3 protein-coding genes are annotated in these 2,481 nt (G+C 35.8%); all 3 read right to left on the bottom strand.

The window, feature by feature from the left end; all coding sequences use genetic code 11:
* Positions 1 to 224 precede the first annotated feature (224 nt).
* Positions 225 to 677 (bottom strand): hypothetical protein, encoded by a 453-nt coding sequence (locus tag CWS31_RS17120; protein ID WP_101344257.1) that lies wholly within the window; start codon positions 675 to 677, stop codon positions 225 to 227.
* 116 nt (positions 678 to 793) lie between these two features.
* Positions 794 to 1,180, bottom strand: a complete 387-nt coding sequence (locus tag CWS31_RS17115; protein ID WP_101344258.1) for a tautomerase family protein — start codon at positions 1,178 to 1,180, stop codon at positions 794 to 796.
* Positions 1,181 to 1,293: 113 nt separating this feature from the next.
* Complete coding sequence (locus tag CWS31_RS17110; protein ID WP_101344259.1) at positions 1,294 to 2,391, bottom strand: BAR domain-containing protein; 1,098 nt, start codon at positions 2,389 to 2,391, stop codon at positions 1,294 to 1,296.
* Between the last annotated feature and the right edge of the window lie 90 nt (positions 2,392 to 2,481).

Here is a 2,481-nt window from a genome sequence, read left to right as displayed (position 1 = left end):
AAAAAGTTAAATAAACTGCTTTGCTCGATTTTATGTAACACCGCGAAACAATAATATACGCGCGATAAATACAAAACTGAATTACGTTTTAGAATACGTGATTGATGCGCAAAACGTGAATCAAAAAATAAAACTTATGTAAGTAACCCAATACACCTAACGCCCAATTAACGGGCAAATAATGGTTGGCTAAAATAGTGAACGTAGTGAACAAAAGCCAACTGTTATTGGTCCCTGTTGAATTGCTTGTTAGCTGCGTTTAAGATTTCCCCCATAACATAAACTGCTTTATTAAATGGGTAAACAGCAAATACATAATTATTATCATTAGACGACTTTCCCGCAACAACAAATTCTTGACCTGCGCTATTTGGCCAATAATTTTCTGAAAATGGTCCACTAATACCGCAATGAGATGACTGCTCGGTTTCCATATACGCTTGAGTTTCACCTTTAAGCAACTCGATCACTTTAAATACATAACCATTATCATTTTTTTGAGATGCATGTGTGTTTGGTAACCTATATGTTCGAGCAACCTCTCCGATATAAACAAAATCGGCTAGCTCAACAGCCACTAAAAATTTATTTTTATCTGAGTAGCCTTTTAAATAGTCTTGCCCACATGCAACAACTTTAAAATTTACCAACAGTAAAACGGCTAAAAAAAACTTCATAGGATAAGAATACTCTTGAGCAGCTAACGCCTCATTCAGAGGCAATAAAATAGCTGGTTAAAATTAGCGAGGCACGAGCAAAAACCAGCTGTTTTTTGTCCTGCTGAAATGACTTGTTATACGTTTACACTGTACTTTAAATCTTTAACTTCATCGCCCGTTATACCACGGAAACCCCAGCAATGTTTAGGTTGCTCCTTAATCGTAATCTCAATATCTACGGGAGAAATACTAAGCTCTGATTCAATTTCGGAAAATAAACATTTTATTAAGGCTTTCTTTGTTTCTATTTGACGACCTTCCATCATATTGATTTCAATAACCGTGTAGTTATCTGTGCGTCCGCCAGGATAATAAAAATCTGATTTATCCATAGGAATAAAACGGTGCGCTCTTTTATCTTCAGGCATACCTAATACAGATTGCATTGACTTATGAATGACATCTGAAAGTTGAGATTTAATTGGATTGAGGTTTTCTTTAATTCCATATACGACGATCATGCCGAAACTTCCCTAAACGTATAACGCCCTGTTAACAGGCAATAAAATAGTTAGTTAAAATAAGCGACGAGGGAGCAAAAACCAACTATTTTTTGTCCTTGTTTAACAGCTTGTTATGTATTTTTAGTGAAATGACGTTCAATGTCATAACCGATGGCTGTATTATGTTGATCGAACATTTTCACAAACTTTCTCATTTCAGGTTTCCCATTTGAACCAAAAATCAATTTATTCAGAGTTGCTCTAACACCAAACTGATTTTTGAGAGCATTGATAGGATTAGCTTGAGTTGCAATCTTAAAAATCCCCATGCCAGCTTCCATTGTCACTGGCTTACCTGTTGCCCCTAACCCTATTTTTGCACTGACATTTTGTGATACCGAATCCAATTGTTTTCGGTAATTATTAATTTCATTAATATCATCATTTGATAACGCATTTTGAAATTGCTTAAGCCATTCTCGTAGATTTAAGAAATCGCTTCTCATTTCTAAAGCTACTTCAATAAGTTGAGGTATTGATGATGAGTCTTGTATCACTCGGAGCGGGATCGCAGGCATATTTATAAACAAAGAATACAGAGAATCCGTTCCATAAATTTTCTTCGAGACTTTCATCTGCTCATCATTCAAAAATGATGTCACCTGATGAAGTGCATCACCAGCAGGTAACATGAAACCTGAATTAACAAAAAATCTCTTTCTCAAAGGATGTGGCGTATAACTCTTTTCATAAACAAAACTTCTTGCACACATTCCAGCGCCGCCCCACATAGTTGCAGAAAGTAGAGGATGTGTAACTTGTTGGGTCTCTTTCCAACTAGTTACGTTTTCTTGATGCGATTTTTTTAAAGATTCATTTGAGCACATATGCTCAATTATCCGGCTTTTTGGTAAAGCTAATTTTTCAGGTTCATTTAAAAATGGATAGCTTCTAACAACCCCAAGCTCTTTCGCTTTTAAAATCGGACTATTTGAAGCAGTCCAAGCATGTGTGAATCTCTCCTCGACCAAAATCTCATCGCGAAGAACTAAGTCGGTAATAAAATCAAAAAGAGCTTCTGTTTGTACAGAAGCAAATGAAATTGGATTATATGAATGACTTTTATCTTTTACTATGATCTCATCTGCTGAGCTATCGTCCATACCTGATACTAAAAGGCTTGAAATATCTTGAAGTGACCAATTGTCTGAAACTACACCTTGTGCCATTGAATCTCCGTATAATGATTAAATACATAACGCCCCATTAAGAGGCAAAAAATTGTTTGCTAAAATGTTGAGGCACGAAACAGCAAACTG

Source organism: Colwellia echini (assembly GCF_002843355.2).
Classification (GTDB): Bacteria; Pseudomonadota; Gammaproteobacteria; order Enterobacterales; family Alteromonadaceae; genus Colwellia; species Colwellia echini.
The sequence above is the reverse complement of the archived record's forward strand: the minus strand, read 5'-3'. Positions and strand labels throughout refer to the sequence as shown.

Bases quoted from the DNA above. Each gene is read 5' to 3' on its own strand.
- CWS31_RS17120 (WP_101344257.1), bottom strand. From the start codon at position 677: ATGAAGTTTTTTTTAGCCGTTTTACTGTTGGTAAATTTTAAAGTTGTT.
- CWS31_RS17115 (WP_101344258.1), bottom strand. From the start codon at position 1,180: ATGATCGTCGTATATGGAATTAAAGAAAACCTCAATCCAATTAAATCT.
- CWS31_RS17110 (WP_101344259.1), bottom strand. From the start codon at position 2,391: ATGGCACAAGGTGTAGTTTCAGACAATTGGTCACTTCAAGATATTTCA.